Origin of the sequence: Mesorhizobium norvegicum (assembly GCF_004919685.1) — a bacterium.
Classification (GTDB): domain Bacteria; phylum Pseudomonadota; class Alphaproteobacteria; order Rhizobiales; family Rhizobiaceae; genus Mesorhizobium; species Mesorhizobium norvegicum.
Map to the genome: position 1 here is coordinate 243,000 of NZ_SMYZ01000004.1, position 16,823 is coordinate 259,822.

Here is a 16,823-nt window from a genome sequence, read left to right on the forward strand (position 1 = left end):
GCGCCGCACCCAGCGGCGCGCCGGATTTTTTTGACGGCTATTCGATGTATTCGAACATCTCGTCCATGTTGCCGAACAGGATCACGGTGTTGTCGTCGATGCGCACCATCCGCCCGTAGTGGGTGGAGCTGTTGACCTCGAAGGTTTCCGCCGTCATCTCGCGGCCGAGATATTCGCTGATCTCGTCCATCTTGAAGATCAGCTTGCCGGTACCATCGATGCGGATCATCGCCGGTTGGTAGGTGACGGTTACGTTCGGCTTAAGACCCATGAATTCAGCGATGGCCCTCGCCTCGACCGAGTCGTTCATGGTGACGCCGCACTGGTGCGAAATCGTCTGCTCGAAGGTGATGTCCTTCATCGCCTTGAAGATGTTGGAATGCGTTGCGTCGCGTGCTGATAGTGACATGACGATTTCTCCTGTTTCAGCGCTTGAGGCCGAGTTCGCCGAGGATCTGGCCAATCCGCTCTTCGGATTTGGCGCGAACGTCCGCGAAAGCGACCGGCTTGGAATGCGGCATCGACCAGATCGGCTGCAGGCCGGCGGCTGCCTTGTCGGCGAGCGCGCCGTGTTTCTTGACCCAGCCCTGGAAGAGCTTCTTGTTGGCGGCGCCATGCTTCTCGTCATTGGCGAGCAGGTGCATGAGGTCGATCGTGTTGGCGAGGTTGCGCTCGTAGTCGGCCTCGGCCGCCGAAATCACCGCCGGGGTGATGAAGTCATGGTTGGCGGCGGCGATCTGCATCAGGAAGCCGGAGCGGAACACTTCGCCCACCAGCGGCTCGAAGACGATGTTGATGGCGAAATACTGCTCGAGATAATCGGTCGCGCCCATGATGGTCTCGACCGCTTCGCGCGTGCCTTGCCAGTTCTTGTCCTCGAGCCAGGCCTTCTTGCCGAGCTCGTCGTCCCAGTCGGGCAAGTCCATGCCGATCTCGGCAAGGTAGAGGGTGATGTCCTGGGCGAGCCTGAGCTTGTAGGACGAGTTGGTCAGCGTCGCGTTGTTGATCATCTGGGTGTAGCCGTAACGCTGCGCCTGCATCAGCGACGTGCCGAGCCCGAATTCGGCGTGTTTCCAGGCGCCGAGCTGCGTCTGCAGGATCTTGACCCAAGCCTTGTCGAAGGTCTTCGGGGTGCCCGACTTGCGCGCGTTGTTGATGACGCTCTGCACCATCGTCTCGATCTTCGACTGGCGCTGGTAGTGCGTGCGTTCCCACTCCTGGTCGGGAGCGCGGAAGGCATGCCAGTTGGAACTCTGCGCGGCGGTGTTCTGCTTGACATAGGCGCCCTTGCCGTCGGCGAAGGAGATGATCCAGTCCTGGATCAGATAGCGTTCCGGGTCGGGCTGGACGTCGACCGTCATGTCCTCGTAGTGGGTGGCGCGCTGGCCTTTCGGGTCGAAATACCGGTATTTCCGGCTGTCGGAGTCGGCGAAGATTGCCGCGCCGGCGGCTCCTGATCCGACTGAACTCGAGGTTGCAGGCATAGTCTCTCTCCCTTGTTGCAGTTGTGGTTGGCTGTGCGCGGCCGGCCTCAATGAGCCGGCGTTGCACCTGCCGATGTGGTGAACTTGTCGAAGAAGATCCGCTCCGTTTCGAAGCCGTTCATGAACAGGACCGGCTGCAGCGCATCGATCATCGGCGGCGGGCCACAGGCATGGACATCGCCCTGCCCATCGACCGCCAGTTGCTTGAGCACGGCGTCGACACTCTGGTGCACGAAGCCGCGTTCGCCTTGCCATTCGGCGTCGTCGTTCGCGTGCGACAGCACGGGAATGAAGGTGACGTCGGAATGATTGCCCACCAGCTCGGCGATCCTGTCGAGATAGAACAGGTCGTTGCGGGTGCGGGCGCCGTAGAAGAAATAGACCGGACGTTTCTCGCCACTCTTCAGGTGATCGTTGAGGATCGACCAGATCGGCGACATGCCCGAGCCGGCGCCGACCAGGATCAGGGGTCCTTGCCGTTCGTCGCGGCGGAAGCAGGTTCCGTAGGGTCCGACGACGGTGACTTCGGCTCCGGCCTTGATGCCTCCGGAATCGAGCTCGCCTGAGAACTTTCCCTCAGGGTATTTTTTGATGATGAAGGAGAGTTTTTCGGTTTGGTCCGGCGTATTTGCCATGGAGAACGAGCGCGTAATCGTCTCCCCTTTTTGCGTGGTAACCGTGATGTCGACATATTGCCCCGCCCAGAACTTCATTGGGGAGCCGAGTTCGATCTCGATGCCGCGAATGTCGTGGGTCAGCTGCTCGATGCGAGCAATCCGGCCCTTGTACGTCTTCACGGCGATCGCTTTCGCCAAAATCTCCTCGTCATAGTTGAGAAGCTCGACTTCCAGGTCGGAGAAGGCGATGCAGCGGCACAACAAGACGTGCCCGCTCTCCTTCTCCATGTCGTTCAGCGCGAAGGTCGAGTATTTCAGCATGTCGACTTCGCCTTCGAGCAACACGCTTTTGCAGGCCGAGCATTGCCCTTCCTTGCAGCCGTGCGGCAGGGCGATGCCCTGGCGGAACGCGGCGTTAAGCACCGTTTCGCCATGCTCGACATCGAATTCGACGCCGACCGGGCTGAGCCTTACCGTGTGGGTTTCCGACATACGGACCTCCAGTGAAAGGAAGGGGCGGGACGAACCCGCCCCCCTTTGCCTGATCAGTTGCAGGGGTTGATGGTGAAGCCCTTGGCGTACTCCGCCAGGTGCTTCTCGCGGTCCGCGGGCGACATGGCACGCAGCGCGTTGAGCGGCGATCCGAGCGTGTTGCCGCGCACGTCGTCGAGCGTCCACATCTCCTTGTCGTCGAAGCGCAGATGCGGCTGCGGAACCAAGGTCTTGCCGTCGGAACGGACGAAGTTCAGGTCCTTGATCGCATCGGCCAGATCCCAGCCGTCATAGAGCGTTTCCCACTCGCGCTTGCCGCTGAAGCGGCCCATCGCGGGCGTCGGCCGACCCTGATACTCGTCGGCGAAGGCGACCGTTGCGGTCCACTTGTCAAGTTCGTGGGCGAAGGTGTGGAGCTGGCCGTCGATCTCGCCGACCACCATGTCCTCGCGGATCAGGCAGGGAACGAGGCAGGACCAGCAGCGGTGCGGGTAGACGTAGCCGACGTCGCTGTTGAACAGCAGCACCTTCTCGCCCTTGTGGCTGAGCTTGGCATACCATTTCCAGAAGTCGCCGAACTCGGCATACCAGCCTGGATATTTGTGCTCGAACCACTCGAAGTCCTTGTCGGTCTGGGCTTCGATGCGCCAGAAATTGACCGGCCAGCCGACCGCGAAGAACTGCCCGACCTTGTGGACGTAGTTCTTCTTGGTGATGCGCTCCCAAGCCGCCTGGACGTCGTCGTGATGGACCTTGATGCCGTATTTTTCGAGCGGCAGCATGTAGGTGCGATAGTAGTCCTCATAGATCCAGCGGTGCCACATTTCCGCGTAGGACTCCTTGTTCTTGTCGCGGTTGGTGGTGCCGTATTCGATGAAGGTGCCGATGGCGGCATCGACGATGGCGTGGTTCTGCCAGAAGGCGTAGCGCAGGTCGCGCTCGAGCAAGAGGTGGTTTTCCGGCTCCTTGAGCGCTGCCATCAGCAGCGAGTGGCCATTGCCGATATGCCGGCTCTCGTCGGACTGCACCGACAGGAACACCGTCGGCAACGCGTAGTCGCCGTTGCGGGCGGCTTCCGAAGGCATGGCGACGAACAGCGTGTTGGTGAAGGCGGTCTCGGCCACCACGGTCAGGTACATGCAGGCGGCGGTCATCGTGTCGCCGGTGATGAAGCCTTCGGCGAACTGCCGGCCGATGGTGGTGGCGTAGCATTTTCCGAAGGCTTCCTCGGTGATGTCGAAGCCGGCCGGATCGATGTAGTTCTCCATGTACCATTTCTTCAAATTCATCTGGATCGTCGAGTGACGAAACTCGTCGATCATCTGCATGGTGAAGCCGGTTCTGAGCTCCTCACCAGGCGCGATGCGGGCGACCATCGCCATCGAGCGGGCAGCCGAGATTTCCGGGAAGGGAATGATGGCCAGGAAGAGCTTCATCCACTCGACCCAGCGCGGTTCGACGTTGCGGAACATGTCGCCGCGCAGCGCCGCATCAAGAGCGCCATAGACGCGGTTGTCCTTTTCTTCCTGCATCGGGAAATACGACCGCAGGACCTGCTTCATCGGATCGCGCGGCGTCTTGTTGATCTTGTAGTCGGTCGGAAACGTCATCGCTTCCTGGACGTAGGAAGGATTCCAGCCGAGATCGGCAATCTTCTTGGTTGCCTCGCCGACGGAGATTCCGCGTTGCGAGGTAATCTTGTTGAGCGTCAGAGACGTCATGGTCATAAGCCTCCACCAGGTTTGAGCCGCAGGTCCCTTGACCCCGGCATGAAGCGGCACACAGCACCGCCAGTGAGAGTGCGAGCGGCACGACAAAGGGTTGCGCATTCAGGCGCGACTCATGGTCCGGCCGTTCAAGTGGATCGCGGCAAAGGTTTTCGAGGTATTTTGGCAGGATCCGCGACGCCAACCGCATATGCGATGGGCGTATCGAAGCGACCCCTGCTTCCTCCGTTCCTTCGTTCTTTTGGCACCGCGTCAAAGCGCGATGGGCTTCTTGTGGAAATGTACAAAGCAAGCGCCGTGCCAGTTCCGAAATGGCGCCCATGGCTGGGGCTCAAAACAAAATCGCTGCTCTTGCAACGCATGAGCATACGGCCAACTGTAACGTTCTTTTACATTCGTAACGTACGCCTGTAATATTTATTGTCTATTCGCAACTGCAATATGTGTAGTTAGCACACGCAGCAGATACGAAAACAAATATCATCTATTCAATTCTACGTCTTTCTCTACTATTTGAAGGCGACGCCCATGGACGGGCCTCGCGCTGGAGAGAGACAATGCCGAGCGATAGAGACAGGAGTGGGCCGCCTGGGCCAATGTCCAGCCAGGCCGACGGCGTCACCGGCGATCTTGTCAGGCTGATGCCGCGCGATCTGGTCTTTGTTATGCGCTTCATGGGCGAGAGCCAACATCGCCTGCAGAGCCACTTCCAGGACTTCATCCGGGCCGAGCTTGCCGCCGGCGGCGTCACCACGGAAACGCATCCGATGATCCATCTGTTCATCGAAAACCACGCGATCCTGTTGCGGGACTTCGTGTTTTCCGGCGTTTCGCTGACGCGCCAGTTCCGCGTCGACGAGATCGAGCGCCTGACCGGCGACACGACATCGATGATCCGCGTCGACATCTGGGATCAGCTCAAGAGCCACATCGAAACGGCCGAAAAACAGTTCCAGTCACAGGCAGGCACGTTGCCAAAATTGCTGTCGGCTTTCGAAAAGCCACCCGGGCCGTTGGGGAGCAAAAAATGACGGGAGGATCCGATATCGCCAGACGCGACGCGCTGCTCGCCCACCGGCTCGACCTAGTCGCGAGCGTCTCCGCGCTCAATGCCGAGGCGCTGCGGCTCAATCAGAAACGCGCCGGCATCGAGATGGATGTGCTGCGCCTGGAGCTGGAAATCGGCAGAAACGGCGCCAGCGAGCAACTGGTGCGGGACTTGCATGAGGCAGAGCAGAGCGCGGCGGCGGTCATGCAGGCATGCGCGGCGTGCGAGGACCGCATCGTTGCGGCGGAAGGCGATGTCGAGGACGTTGATCGCCGGCTTGCCGCAACGGCGAACAAGGACTGACGGGAGAGACGGCATGAACCAGCAGACAATGCAGAACCTGACCTTGTTCGACCTTCTGGCGCGGAGTTGGCGTCGCCCGTCGGCAATCGCCGATCTGCGCTTCAGCACCGACGGTTCGGCTGTTGCCTTCACCTGTGTGGATGGAACCATCGCCATTGCCACGGTCGCGGATCACGAGCCGCCGGAAACGCGGATCAGGGTGAGCAACGATCTCGGGCAGACGACGATCCGGCCAAGGGAAAAGCCACCCGTCCCGTTGATCGCCACGGCGGCATTCGGAGATGGCGATGTCCCGATCGCCGCCTATGCGCATTCCGGCTTTCTGGTCGGCGCGGCCAGCGGCGATGTGCTGCATCTGGCCGCCGACGGTGAAGCAGCGGCCCCCTCGGTGAGGATCGACGGACCGATCGTCGCCATCGACCACAGCGCCAGGACGGACATGACAGGCATCAGCAATGGGCATGATGTCTTCCTGTCGCGCGGCCAAGGCGGCGCAGTGCAACTGAAACATGCCGTGACATCGTCCATGGACGCTCTTGCTTTCTCACCTGGCGGGCGTCGCCTCGCCTGCGGCCTGGATGAGGGACTATCGATCTGGTCTGTCGAAGGCGACGCCGCCTTGATACGCGATGTCTCTTTTCCGGCGCGCCCGGTGTCGATCCGCTGGAGTGGCGACGGCACGTGGCTGGCCTGCGGGCTCGAAACCGGAGGCTTTGCCCTGGTCAGCATGGCCGATGGCCGCGCCGACATCGTCACGGGATTTCCATCGCCGGTGCGGACCGTGTGCTGGAGCCCGGCGAATGCGCTGTTTGCCTCGGGCGCCTTCCGGATCGCTGGCTGGTCGATGACCGCGCCGCCGGTTGGCGGCGAAACCTCTGGCGCGCTGGAGACGGGTCGCACCGGACTGGTTCTGGTCGAAACGATGGCGGCGCATCCGCAGAAGAAATTGATTGCGGCGGGTTACGCCAACGGCCGTATCACCGTCGCCGAGATCGGCGCCCGCGACGAACTCCTCGTCAGGCCTTTGGGCAGCGCGGTCACCGCGCTTGCCTGGTCCGGCGACGGACGGCACCTGGCGGTGGGCGCCGTCGACGGCACTGCCGCGATCGTCACCTTTCCCGCGCAGATGTTCAAATAACGGACGCAGTCCACATCAAACAGGAGGATAGAATGCAGACCGAACTCACCGCAGAGGACGAGAGCAAGGACGAGTTTTTCGAGCGGCTGGCCAAGCTGTCGGAAGAGATGGTGGCCAGGCACGGCAAGGATTTCAGCATGGGCGCGCTGGTGCTCGCCGCCCGCTGGATTGCCGAAAACCGCGTCGGCAAGCTGAAGACGAACTGAACCAACGAGATTGTCCGTCTTCGGGCAACGAGGCGAAATGGACAGCGTGGCGCACGACCAGGCTATGCGCCAGCTTTTGCATCAGACAATCTTTTGGCGTGCCATCTCAGATGGTCGTCCATGAATGTCGAAATGAAGAAATACGAGTGGTCGTAGCCGTCCTGCATTCGAAGTGTCAGCGGAATGCCGGCCTTGGCGCAGGCCGCTTCCAGAAGCCAGGGCCTCAGCCCATCATTGAGAAATCCGTCCGAGGTGCCCTGATCGATGAAAAATTCTGGAAAACGGCGCCCATCCTCGATGAGCGAAGTGGCGTCGTAGCTGCGCCACGAGGCCTCGTCCTTGCCGAGATATTTTTCGAAGGCCGGCCTCGACCAGCCGGCGGTGGCTGGCTGCACGATCGGCGCAAACGCCGAACAGCTTTTGAAGCGTTTCGGGTTTTTCAGGGCAATCGTCAGCGCACCATGGCCACCCATCGAATGGCCAAAGATTGCCTGACGTCCCATGTCGGCCGGAAACGCCTGCGCGATCAAGGCCGACAGTTCCTCTGTGATGTAAGAGTACATGCGATAGTTCTTCGCGTAAGGCTCCTGCGTCGCATCGAGGTAGAAGCCAGCGCCGCTGCCAAACTGCCAATTGTCCTTCTCGTCAGGAATATCGGTGCCGCGGGGACTGGTGTCGGGACAGACGACGATCAGGCCAAGCTCCGCGGCCATCCGCCTGTACTCGCCCTTGTCCATCACATTCGCATGGGTACAAGTGAGGCCGGAGAGGTACCACACAACCGGGCAAGGTGTTTCACGAGCCTGCGGCGGCACGAAAACGGCAAAATTCATGTCGCAGGCGCAGGCCTCCGAAGCATGGGAATAGACGCCCTGCACGCCGCCATGCGACTTGGCAGCGGAGATGACCTTCATCTGTTCTGACACGTGCTTCTCTCCGCCAATTTCAAACGCCAACCACGGGTGGTGTCTACGGCATCGGTTGGGATCGCGGCAACCCTGGTGAATCGACCGGGGGCGCGACAGCCAACGGTCACTTTGCCGGCGTTGGACGCACTCGAATTAACCGAGCGTCCCGGCGCCGGGCCATCACAATTTGGGACGCCCTGGAGCCGGAAAAGTGCTGACGCTAACCACCGTCACTTTTCGCTCGGCGGAGCGCAAGGACGAAAGTGCGTCCTGGGAGATGCCCTCGTCGGTGATCACCTCGTCGATCTCGGAAATATCCGAAAGCGTACAGAAGCCCGGCGCGGTGAACTTCGAGCTGTCGACGAGCAGGATCGTCTTGCGGGCGGACGAGATCATGGCGCGCTTGAGCGACGCCACCTCCAGCGACGTTTCCGTCAGCAGCGTGCCCGTCACAGCCGAAGCACCGGTCATGCAGAGGTCGGCATGGAGCGTCTTGATGAAGCTCTCGCCCGGCTCGCCGGCAAGGTGCCGGTAGCCGGGGCGGACGGTGCCGCCGGGCAGGATGATGCGCCAGGATTTGATGTCGGCCGCGAAATCGGCGATCTGGAGACTGTTTGTCACCACCGTCAGCGGCAAATCCCGCTCGGCGGCGGCGCGCACCACCTCCATGACGGTCGAGGAACTGTCGAAGATGACACTGTCGCGAGCGCTCAGCCGCTGCGCCGCTTCGCGGCCGATCGCAACCTTTTCGGCATGCTGCAGCTCCGCATTGACGGTCATCTCGCGTTCGAAGGTGGCGCGCATCGGCTGCAGCAGGTGCGCCCCGCCATGGGTCCGCTCGAGATACCCCTTTTCCATCAGATGTTCGAGATCGCGCCTCACCGTCGATTGCGATCCGCCGATCGTGTCGGCGAGCTCCTGGATGCTGGCCGCGCCGCTGACGCGCAGGTGCTCCAGGATCAGCGCCTGCCGTTTGGCAGGAACGATATCGACGCGTTTGCTCGGAGACTCCATGCTTCACCCGCTTGATGGCCGACAGCGAGGTCGACAGATTGATCGATCTCTACCAAATCGTATAACCGCAATCCACAACCACAACCGCGCCGGTCATGGCGCTCGCGGCATCCGAGGCGAGGAAGAGGATGGGCGCGGCAATCTCGTCGGCGCGCGCAACGCGCTTCATCGGCGTCATCTCCATCCATACCGGCATCAGTCTGTCGTCGGTGAAGCCGCCGCGCGACATGACGGTATCGACATAGGTCGGCGCGACGCAGTTTACCCTGACGCCGCGTTCGGCCCATTCTCCCGCAAGGGAACGTGTCATGTGGTGGACCGCTGCCTTCGCCGAATTGTAGTGCACCTGACGTTGCGGCTTGTTTGAGATCAGTCCGGACATGGAACCGAGCGTGACGATCGAGCCACGGCCACGTTCGAGCATGGGTCTTGCGAACTCCCGGCAGGACCAATAGGCGCCGTTCAGGTCGACGTCGACCACCTTCAGCCATACCTCGTCGCTCATCTCCTCCCCGCCGGTGTCGGGCCAGGCGATCCCGGCATTGGCGATCAGGATATCGACCGCGCCGTGACGCTCGTTGGCGGATCGCGCAGCTGCGGCAACCGCCCTGGAATCGGTTACGTCGAGTTGCACCGCCTCGACATCGTGGCCCTTCCGCTTCAGCTCGTCGCGCCCTGTCTCCAGCACCTGCGGATCCATGTCCGATATGATGACCCGTGCGCCGGCCTCGGCGAGTGCTTCGGCCGTCGACAGGCCAATGCCGCGGCCACCGCCGGTGATAAAGGCAGTCTTGCCATCAAGGCGGAACCGTTCGAGAAACATGAGGATTGTCCTTCAGGCGTGTTGGAGGGTGGCATCGGCGTGGCGGTTGCGTCCGAGGATGAGCAGGCAGCCGGCGGTGAAGCTGTCGCCCAGGCCGAGCGTCGTCGCAGGCTTCTCCACATAGGGAGAAGCACAGGCAACGAAGGTCCAGCGACCCTTGCGGACCGGCGTTTCGAAGGGAAGCGGATGGAACTCGGCCGTCGGCGCGATCGCGATGGTTCGTGCCGGTTCTCCATTCGCCGCCCTGGCGCTGGCGATTGCGCAGCCTGCCATCAGCGCACGTTCCTCTTCCTTCGGATCGTTCAGGGTCACAGCGGCGGCCCAGGTATCGGCATGCACGCAGACTCGCTCGAGATCGAACCGCTCGCCCAGCGCCACAAGAGCCTCCATGGGATGATGAGCAGACGGGTTCATGGCAAGCAGTTCGGAATGGCTCATTCCAAGTGAGGTGATTGCGCCGTGGGTGTGGGAAAGGAGCTCCTCGACTGCCTGCTGCGTCGCATAGCCCGCCAGCTCGAAATGGATCGTCTGGAGCCCGGCTGCCTTCCAGTCGCGGCTGAGCGCGAAGACGTGCCGGCTGGCGGCGCCGACATTCTCCACCGCCTCGTCGTTCAATCCGGAAAGAAGCCCAGCGGCGGCCGACGCCGCCAACCGGCGCGACATGACTTCGAAATCCTTGTCGCGCTGAATGCCGCGGTCGCAGAAGCGGATGATGACCCGTGAGGAACGAGGCGGCACGACAGCGCCGATCGCGCGGCCGGCCGTGAATTCGAAGATGAAGATTTCGGGGATGTGCGGACCAGCGGTCGATACCGCATCCGACGTCTTGAGCGCCCCCCTTTCCGCCAGCAGAACGCCTGCCGGTATCTGCCGCAGCATTGCCGCGTGGCGATCCTCGAGGGCGACCACAGAGCGAACGCCAAGTTGCCCGAGCACCCAGGCTGCCTGGGGCCCGGTTCCGCCCAGGGCATAGCGCGGCCGCAGCCGCTCGCGCAGCCATGCCGGGCCCTCCGGCCAGTCGAACCGGACCTCGCCGCCCACCCCGCGCGCCGCACGGGACAGAAGGAGATTGGCAAGTCGCGCCGCTGGCGTATCGGCGGGCGCGTCCAGAAGCGGCTGGATGTCGTGCATCTCGACCCGCGCATCGACGCACGCGCTGATGCCGCACAAGAAAAGGCCCGCCGACGAAAGGGCGTCCGTGCCAAGCGGACCGGACCGTGGATCGATCAGGGCGGAATAGCGCTCTGCGCACGACGTGGCGAAACCATCACTCAAGGCCGCGATCCTCCTCACCCGACGCTGCCAATTGCTATCATTATCTTCCAAATCGTCAATGCGATTTTTGCCGTCTCGCGCCTGAATTGCACAGATATGCCATTACAAACCCTGTCTTTGCGCAGTGCAGCAAGAAATTTTGCTGCAAATGCTCAAACTGCTTCATACATCGGGCTGAAGAAATTTTTTTGTTTGTAAACAATCACCTAATGCAAATTCCCCTCTCGGCGAACAGGGCGCATCCGCAACGTAGCGCCGGAAACCGGCCTGCGTCGGCGCAAAATTAGAAAGATTTAGATAGCTATTGACAGATTATGAGAAATATCCGCATATGGCGCCGAGCCTGGAGCGGCGAAGGAAGAGCGCCGACAGCAGGGCCTTACAACATTTCTACCGAGGAAAACCTATGCTCACGAGACTCGACAGGAAGCTGGCGAACATCCGCGCAGGCCGCTACAAACCGACCGATTTCGTCATTGCCGATGCCAAGGACAGCGATGTCGGCGCCGGCGTGACCGCTACGGGCTTCGACTATTCGGTCAAGCCGCCGCGCCGCCGCAGCCGTCAGGAATTCATCGCCCAGATCGAGGAGATCATCAAACAGGACATCGTCGACCTGATGCTGGTGTCGCAGTCCAACCTTGATCTTCTCGACGAGCGCGGCGCCTTCTTCGGCAGCGAGATGAAACCTGCGATCCGCGGCAATCTGGAAACAATGTGCTGGGGCGCCGTGCGCCACGGCGCCTATACGCAGCAGCCGTCAGTGCCGTTCCGCGATACCAATCTCTCGCGCGCCATTGCCAGCTATCCGAAACGCGGTACGGACCTTGCCCTCTATTCGGTTTCCTTCAGCAACAATGTCGAACTCGACATCCGCACGCTGAATGAATTTGCCGCCTTCCGCGCCGAGGCGGCCAAGACCAACTTCAAATATTTCTACGAGGTCTTCAATCCGAGCGTCGATATCGGGCTCGACCGCGAGCAGATCGGCGAATTCGTCAACGACCACATCATCAAGTCGCTGGCGAGCGTGCCGCAGGCCGAACGTCCGCTTTTCCTGAAGACGCCCTATAACGGGCCGAAAGCGCTGGAGGAACTCGCCAGTTTCGACTCCGAACTGATCGTCGGCGTGCTCGGCGGCGGTGCCGGCACCACGCGCGACACGTTCGAGCTCGTCGCCCAGTCGGAGCGCTATGGCGCTCGTCTGGCGCTCTTCGGCCGCAAGATCAACCTCGCCGAGGCGCCACTTCACCTCATCGTTTTGATGCGGGCGGTTGCCGACGGCACGATCGGCCCGGAGGAAGCGGTGCGCGCCTATCATGGTGACTTGCAGAAGCTTGGGCTGACGCCGAACCGTTCGCTCGCCGATGACCGGGCGATCACGGAAGACGTGTTGACTGTCGCGGCCGCCAAGGCCGCCTGACGCCGGAACTGGTGAGCGGTGGAGAGATAACCATCGCTCCGTTTGGAACGTGACCCGATGGGTCACTGCGCCCGCGAGTAGGAGGCTCGCGACGCGCACCACGTGGGAGAAAAAGGGAGGAATAAAATGAGGAAGCTGCTGTTTCTTGCGACGACGATCCTCGGCGCCGCTCTTTCTGCTGCTTCGGCGAATGCCGAACAGAAAGAGGTGACGGTCTGGTCCTGGTTCATCCAGAGCACGATGGACAAGTCGATCGCCGCCTTCGAGAAGGTCCATCCGGACGTCAAGGTCAAGTATACCTACTACAACTACTCGCCCGAATACATCACCGCGCTGAAGGCGGCGGCGGCATCCGGCAGCCTGCCTGACGTGATCGGCCTGCAGCCGGGTTCGCTCACCCAGCAGTATCGCGAAAATCTCGAAGCGGTGAACGAACGCGCCGCCAAGCAGTGGGGCGACAAGTGGGCGGAAAAGGTTTTCCCCGTCAACCGCAAGCAGATGCTGATGGGCAATCCGAAGGGCGACGAGAACTATTACATCATTCCGCAGGAGTCCCAGGTTCTGTGCATCTGGTACAACCGCAAGATCTTCGAGAAGCTCAATCTTTCGGCCCCGAAGACCTATGCCGACCTGAAGGCGGCGGCCAAGGCCCTGACGGACGGCGGCTACATCCCGATGTTCCAGGGCGCGGCCGACGGCTGGCAGAACGAGAACGTCTTCCTCATGCTCGCCAACCAGTTCTCGCCTGGCATCGTCGACAAGGCTCAAGCTGGCGAAACGCCCTGGACGGCGCCGGAACTCGTCGCCGCTATGAAAGCATGGAAGGGTCTTTTCGACGACGGCATCTTCCAGCAGGGAGCGCTTGGCGCGCATGCCTATCCGACCGGCGCCCAGCTCTTTGCACAAGGCAAGGTCGGCATGATGGCGCTCGGTTCCTGGTGGATGCAGGAAAGCAAGTTCCCGCCGCCGCTTTCGGAGTATGTCCAGAACATGGACGGCTTCGATTTCTTCTACATGCCCCCCGTCAAGGACGGCAATTCCGCCAGCCCGCCCGTCGGCGGCATCGACATCGGCTACGGCCTGACCAAGAACGGTGGCAAGAACCCCGAAGCCTGGACCTTCCTTGCCGAACTCACCAACGGCGTCGGCCTGCAGGAGGCGTTGAACGACCTCAACGACCTTCCCGCCTTCGAGGGCAATTCCCCGAAGGGCGACATCACCGATCATGTGAAGGAGATTTCGGCCCGCTTCATGGCTGATCTGCCCAAGGCGGAAAACCAGCGCTTTGCCTCGCCGGCAGTCGCCGAGGCGCTCGACAATGCGCTTGCCGGTGTCGCAGCCGGCAGCATCGAGCCGGAAGCAGCGCTCGCCACCGTTCAGGCGGCGACCGACAAGGCACTTGCTGCAAAGTAACCTGAGACGAACGACCGGGCGCCGAAGCGCGCCCGGTCCCTTTCAGCCTGAAGTGGCGAGCATCATGAGCACAGAAGCCATGCGAGCCGGGTCCGCCGTCGCGGCGGTCAAACGGCGATCGGCATCCAGAGCTTCGAAGCTCTATCTTTTCGCGCTTCCGGCGACGCTTCTGTTCGTCGTTTTCATCGCCTATCCGATCCTCTGGGTTGCCGGGCAGAGCCTCTATGTCGGCACAACTGGCGGAGCGGTCTTTGCCGGGCTTGCCAACTACATAACGGTTCTCGGCGATCCGACCTTCTGGACCGTGGTGCGCAACATGTTCCTGTGGGGCGTCATCACCATACCGGTGCAGATGCTGATCGGCGGGCTGCTCGCTTATTTCATCGAGCGGCATACGCATGCCCTTCGCGGCTTCTTTCGCACCATGTTCTTCCTGCCGGTGGTGACTTCGGTTTCGGTCATCAGCCTGGTGTGGGTGCAAATCTATGCGCCCTACTACGGCATCGCCCAGGAGTATCTGAAGGATGTCGGCATCGTCATGGTGACGTCGCCGATCGGTGATCCGAAGACCGCGATCTACGCGCTGATCATCGTCAACATCTGGCAATGGACCGGCTTTTCGATGCTCATGTACATCGCTGGCATCGCCAACCTGCCCGGCGAGGTGCTCGATGCCGCCCGCATAGACGGCGCAAAGGGCTGGCGGCTTGCCGTGCACGTGATCGTGCCGATGCTGGCACCCGCAACGAAATCCTTGCTGCTTCTGGGTGTCATCGGCACGTTGCAGACCTTCCCCATCGTGCACCTGATGACCGGCGGCGGCCCGAACCGGGCCAGCGAGGTCTTCGGCACTTTCATCTTCAAGCAGAGCTTCGTGCTGGGCGACACCGGCAGCGGCGCCGCACTCTCCGTCATCGTGCTGGTCATCGCACTCGCGCTCTCGCTGATCCAGATCGCGGCATTGGGTGCCCGCCTGTCGCCCGCCGGGAGGCAGCGCCCGTGATGACGCCGCTCGCCCGCAACCGAATCCGCGGCATGGTCATCCATGCGGTTCTTTTCATCGTGCTCGGCTTCTGGATGGTCCCGCAAATCTACATGCTGTCGATCGGGCTGCGTACCCCGGCGCAGGCCTTCGACGCCGAACTGTTCACCTGGCCGGTGACCTTCGACAACTTCGTCACCGTGATCCGCGACAATCCGCTGGGAGCCATCTTCCTGAACAGCCTGATCATCACCGTCGCCACCGTGGTGATCGTGGTCGCGGTCTCCTCGCTCTTTGCCTTTGCCTGCGCGATCCTGAGGCTGAAGGGCTCGATCTTCCTCTATACGACGCTGCTGACGACCTTGATGGTTCCGCTCGCTTCCATGGTCCTGCCGCTCGCCATCCTGCTTCAGAACTTCGGCTGGGTGAACACCTATATCGGCCTCATCCTGCCCTATGCGGCGCTCGGCGTGCCGTTTGCCATGGTCATCCTCAAATCCTTCATGGAGGATGCCCCGCACGAACTCTTCGAGGCGGCGCGGGTGGATGGCTGCAATGCCTGGCAGACCTATTGGCACGTGGCCTTGCCACTGGTGCGACCGGCCCTGGTTTTCGTCACGATCTGGCAATTCATCGTGACGTGGAACGAGTTCTTCCTCGCTCTCATCGTCCTCACCAAAAGCGAAATGAAGACACTCACCATCGTGCCGATGCAGTATTCCGGCCTCTACATGGCCAACCCCGGTGCCCTCTTCGCAATCCTGACGCTGATCGCGCTCCCCCTCATCCTCCTCTATGTGCTGGTGCAGCGCGCCTTCGTGCGTGGCCTGCTGGCCGGTGCCGTAAAAGGCTAGATCCATGGCGACGCTTTCGATCGACAAAGTCACCAAGGCCTTCGGCAACACCACGGTCATTCCGGAACTGTCGTTGACGATCGAGGACGGCGAGTTCTGCGTGCTGGTTGGGCCGTCGGGCTGTGGCAAGTCCACACTGCTTCGGATCATCGCCGGGCTGGAACCCATCAGCTCCGGCCGGATCCTGGTCGATGGCGTCGATATGAGCGATGCCGAGCCGCCGGAAAGGGGCGTGGCCATGGTGTTCCAGTCCTATGCGCTCTATCCGCATATGGATGTCGGCCGCAACATCGGCTTCGGCCTGAAAATCGCCCGGACGCCTGCCGCCGAGATCCTCGAACGTGTCAGCCGTGCCGCCGAAAAACTGCGGCTCGGCTCTTACCTGAAGCGCAAGCCGCGAGAGCTTTCCGGCGGGCAGCGCCAGCGCGTCGCGATCGGCCGCGCCATGACGCGCAAGCCGAAACTCTTCCTGCTCGACGAGCCGCTCTCCAATCTCGATGCAGCGCTGCGTGTCGGCATGCGCGTGGAGATCGCGCGGCTGAAGGCCGAACTGGCGTCCACCATGGTCTATGTCACGCACGACCAGGTCGAAGCCATGACGCTTGCCGACCGTATCGTGGTGATGAACAGTGGGCGCATCGAGCAGGTCGGCACACCGCTCGAGCTCTATCACCGGCCGGCCAATCTGTTCGTTGCCGGCTTCATCGGTTCACCGGCGATGAATTTCCTGAAAGGCTGTGTCGATAGAGTTGAGGGCAACCAGGTGACGGTTAGCCTGGACATCGGGCTTTCGCTCACAATGCCGGTTTCGAAGGCGCCACAGGCGGGCGTCGAAGTGACTGTCGGGATTCGGCCTGAACACATCGTGCTGTCCGCCGAGGGCCAGGCCGATGCGTTCGTCGTGAAGGCGAGCGTGGTCGAACTGTTGGGCAGCGACACCTTCATCCATGTTCGCGAAGGCGAAGAGAGCCTGGTCATCCGCGACAGCGGCGGCCGCATGGCGCGCGCGGGGGATCGTATCGCGATCTCCTTGCCGCCCCGCGCGTGCCATCTCTTCGACAAAACCGGTCAACGAATTTTCGATGCGGCGGCAGCCACCGAGCCCGCCTGACACCA

General features: G+C 61.7%; 17 protein-coding genes. 9 read left to right on the forward strand and 8 right to left on the reverse strand.

The window, feature by feature from the left end:
- Positions 1–37 precede the first annotated feature (37 nt).
- The 4 genes from FCU66_RS03010 to FCU66_RS03025 are packed head-to-tail and all read right to left on the reverse strand — an operon-like array spanning position 38 to position 4,320.
- Positions 38–409, reverse strand: a complete 372-nt coding sequence (locus FCU66_RS03010) for an MmoB/DmpM family protein (protein ID WP_109661584.1) — start codon at positions 407–409, stop codon at positions 38–40.
- Positions 410–425: 16 nt separating this feature from the next.
- Positions 426–1,484, reverse strand: coding sequence for an aromatic/alkene monooxygenase hydroxylase subunit beta (locus FCU66_RS03015; protein WP_136619346.1), 1,059 nt, complete (start codon positions 1,482–1,484; stop codon positions 426–428).
- Positions 1,485–1,531: 47 nt separating this feature from the next.
- Positions 1,532–2,593 (reverse strand): NADH:ubiquinone reductase (Na(+)-transporting) subunit F, encoded by a 1,062-nt coding sequence (locus FCU66_RS03020; RefSeq protein WP_136619345.1) that lies wholly within the window; start codon positions 2,591–2,593, stop codon positions 1,532–1,534.
- Positions 2,594–2,646: 53 nt separating this feature from the next.
- A complete protein-coding gene (locus tag FCU66_RS03025; protein ID WP_206077143.1) occupies positions 2,647–4,320 on the reverse strand; it encodes an aromatic/alkene/methane monooxygenase hydroxylase/oxygenase subunit alpha in 1,674 nt (557 codons plus the stop codon).
- Between the two features lie 557 nt (positions 4,321–4,877).
- Between FCU66_RS03025 and FCU66_RS03030 the strand changes: the two genes are divergently transcribed.
- From FCU66_RS03030 to FCU66_RS40985, 4 genes are read left to right on the forward strand one after another with little or no spacing between them, the layout of a single operon-like run.
- Positions 4,878–5,351, forward strand: a complete 474-nt coding sequence (locus FCU66_RS03030) for a hypothetical protein (RefSeq protein WP_136619344.1) — start codon at positions 4,878–4,880, stop codon at positions 5,349–5,351.
- Complete coding sequence (locus tag FCU66_RS40980) at positions 5,348–5,671, forward strand: hypothetical protein (RefSeq protein WP_168991959.1); 324 nt, start codon at positions 5,348–5,350, stop codon at positions 5,669–5,671. The genes FCU66_RS03030 and FCU66_RS40980 overlap by 4 nt, the downstream gene beginning before the upstream one ends.
- Before the next feature lie 13 nt (positions 5,672–5,684).
- The gene (locus FCU66_RS03035) at positions 5,685–6,809 is read left to right on the forward strand and encodes a WD40 repeat domain-containing protein (RefSeq protein WP_168991958.1); all 1,125 of its coding nucleotides are present in this window, start codon (positions 5,685–5,687) and stop codon (positions 6,807–6,809) included.
- Positions 6,810–6,841: 32 nt separating this feature from the next.
- Positions 6,842–7,015, forward strand: a complete 174-nt coding sequence (locus FCU66_RS40985; protein WP_167458684.1) for a hypothetical protein — start codon at positions 6,842–6,844, stop codon at positions 7,013–7,015.
- A 62-nt stretch (positions 7,016–7,077) separates the two neighbouring features.
- On the opposite strand, the gene fghA is transcribed toward FCU66_RS40985, so the two are convergent.
- From fghA to FCU66_RS03055, 4 genes are all read right to left on the reverse strand, one after another.
- Positions 7,078–7,929 (reverse strand): S-formylglutathione hydrolase, encoded by an 852-nt coding sequence (fghA, locus tag FCU66_RS03040; protein ID WP_136619425.1) that lies wholly within the window; start codon positions 7,927–7,929, stop codon positions 7,078–7,080.
- A 174-nt stretch (positions 7,930–8,103) separates the two neighbouring features.
- Positions 8,104–8,937 (reverse strand): DeoR/GlpR family DNA-binding transcription regulator, encoded by an 834-nt coding sequence (locus tag FCU66_RS03045; protein WP_136619342.1) that lies wholly within the window; start codon positions 8,935–8,937, stop codon positions 8,104–8,106.
- A gap of 49 nt (positions 8,938–8,986) precedes the next feature.
- Positions 8,987–9,760, reverse strand: coding sequence for an SDR family NAD(P)-dependent oxidoreductase (locus FCU66_RS03050; RefSeq protein WP_136619341.1), 774 nt, complete (start codon positions 9,758–9,760; stop codon positions 8,987–8,989).
- 12 nt (positions 9,761–9,772) lie between these two features.
- Positions 9,773–11,035, reverse strand: a complete 1,263-nt coding sequence (locus FCU66_RS03055) for an ADP-dependent glucokinase/phosphofructokinase (RefSeq protein ID WP_136619340.1) — start codon at positions 11,033–11,035, stop codon at positions 9,773–9,775.
- A 406-nt stretch (positions 11,036–11,441) separates the two neighbouring features.
- Here FCU66_RS03055 and FCU66_RS03060 point away from each other — a divergent pair, with 406 nt between their 5' ends.
- From FCU66_RS03060 to FCU66_RS03080, 5 genes are all read left to right on the forward strand, one after another.
- Positions 11,442–12,458 carry a hypothetical protein gene (locus FCU66_RS03060; RefSeq protein WP_136619339.1) on the forward strand — a complete coding sequence of 339 codons (1,017 nt, stop codon included), beginning with the start codon at positions 11,442–11,444 and terminating at the stop codon, positions 12,456–12,458.
- Positions 12,459–12,584: 126 nt separating this feature from the next.
- Positions 12,585–13,871, forward strand: a complete 1,287-nt coding sequence (locus FCU66_RS03065) for an ABC transporter substrate-binding protein (protein WP_136619338.1) — start codon at positions 12,585–12,587, stop codon at positions 13,869–13,871.
- A gap of 64 nt (positions 13,872–13,935) precedes the next feature.
- Complete coding sequence (locus FCU66_RS03070) at positions 13,936–14,874, forward strand: carbohydrate ABC transporter permease (RefSeq protein WP_136619337.1); 939 nt, start codon at positions 13,936–13,938, stop codon at positions 14,872–14,874.
- A complete protein-coding gene (locus FCU66_RS03075; protein ID WP_136619336.1) occupies positions 14,874–15,707 on the forward strand; it encodes a carbohydrate ABC transporter permease in 834 nt (277 codons plus the stop codon). The genes FCU66_RS03070 and FCU66_RS03075 overlap by 1 nt, the downstream gene beginning before the upstream one ends.
- Before the next feature lie 4 nt (positions 15,708–15,711).
- Complete coding sequence (locus FCU66_RS03080; RefSeq protein ID WP_136619335.1) at positions 15,712–16,818, forward strand: ABC transporter ATP-binding protein; 1,107 nt, start codon at positions 15,712–15,714, stop codon at positions 16,816–16,818.
- Positions 16,819–16,823 lie beyond the last annotated feature (5 nt).

Excerpts from the sequence above, each read along its gene's own strand:
- FCU66_RS03010 (WP_109661584.1), bottom strand. The coding sequence starts at position 409 with ATGTCACTATCAGCACGCGACGCAACGCATTCCAACATCTTCAAGGCG.
- FCU66_RS03015 (WP_136619346.1), bottom strand. The coding sequence starts at position 1,484 with ATGCCTGCAACCTCGAGTTCAGTCGGATCAGGAGCCGCCGGCGCGGCA.
- FCU66_RS03020 (WP_136619345.1), bottom strand. The coding sequence starts at position 2,593 with ATGTCGGAAACCCACACGGTAAGGCTCAGCCCGGTCGGCGTCGAATTC.
- FCU66_RS03025 (WP_206077143.1), bottom strand. The coding sequence starts at position 4,320 with ATGACCATGACGTCTCTGACGCTCAACAAGATTACCTCGCAACGCGGA.
- FCU66_RS03030 (WP_136619344.1), top strand. The coding sequence starts at position 4,878 with ATGCCGAGCGATAGAGACAGGAGTGGGCCGCCTGGGCCAATGTCCAGC.
- FCU66_RS40980 (WP_168991959.1), top strand. The coding sequence starts at position 5,348 with ATGACGGGAGGATCCGATATCGCCAGACGCGACGCGCTGCTCGCCCAC.
- FCU66_RS03035 (WP_168991958.1), top strand. The coding sequence starts at position 5,685 with ATGAACCAGCAGACAATGCAGAACCTGACCTTGTTCGACCTTCTGGCG.
- FCU66_RS40985 (WP_167458684.1), top strand. The coding sequence starts at position 6,842 with ATGCAGACCGAACTCACCGCAGAGGACGAGAGCAAGGACGAGTTTTTC.
- fghA (WP_136619425.1), bottom strand. The coding sequence starts at position 7,929 with ATGAAGGTCATCTCCGCTGCCAAGTCGCATGGCGGCGTGCAGGGCGTC.
- FCU66_RS03045 (WP_136619342.1), bottom strand. The coding sequence starts at position 8,937 with ATGGAGTCTCCGAGCAAACGCGTCGATATCGTTCCTGCCAAACGGCAG.
- FCU66_RS03050 (WP_136619341.1), bottom strand. The coding sequence starts at position 9,760 with ATGTTTCTCGAACGGTTCCGCCTTGATGGCAAGACTGCCTTTATCACC.
- FCU66_RS03060 (WP_136619339.1), top strand. The coding sequence starts at position 11,442 with ATGCTCACGAGACTCGACAGGAAGCTGGCGAACATCCGCGCAGGCCGC.
- FCU66_RS03065 (WP_136619338.1), top strand. The coding sequence starts at position 12,585 with ATGAGGAAGCTGCTGTTTCTTGCGACGACGATCCTCGGCGCCGCTCTT.
- FCU66_RS03070 (WP_136619337.1), top strand. The coding sequence starts at position 13,936 with ATGAGCACAGAAGCCATGCGAGCCGGGTCCGCCGTCGCGGCGGTCAAA.
- FCU66_RS03075 (WP_136619336.1), top strand. The coding sequence starts at position 14,874 with ATGACGCCGCTCGCCCGCAACCGAATCCGCGGCATGGTCATCCATGCG.
- FCU66_RS03080 (WP_136619335.1), top strand. The coding sequence starts at position 15,712 with ATGGCGACGCTTTCGATCGACAAAGTCACCAAGGCCTTCGGCAACACC.